At 36.3% G+C, this 212-nt stretch carries 1 tRNA gene; it reads left to right on the forward strand.

The features are described from left to right. Positions 1-60 precede the first annotated feature (60 nt). Positions 61-136 (forward strand) — tRNA-Asn (locus AB4154_RS22290). Positions 137-212: the final 76 nt, after the last annotated feature.

Raw genomic sequence — 212 nt, forward strand, 5'->3', positions numbered from 1 at the left:
ACCATTATTTGGTACTTAACAAATAATGGTCTTTATAGACCTGATGTTGAGACAAGTAATTCCCCTTTAGTTCAGTTGGTAGAACGGCGGACTGTTAATCCGTATGTCGCAAGTTCAAGTCTTGCAAGGGGAGCCATTTTTAAAGGACTTCATTTTATATGAGGTTTTAATTGAAGAGTTTAACTCTTTAAGCAAAGAATTTAGTGTGCCGA

The sequence above is a fragment of the Vibrio sp. 10N.286.51.B11 genome (assembly GCF_041469245.1).
GTDB classification, from domain to species: domain Bacteria; phylum Pseudomonadota; class Gammaproteobacteria; order Enterobacterales; family Vibrionaceae; genus Vibrio; species Vibrio crassostreae_C.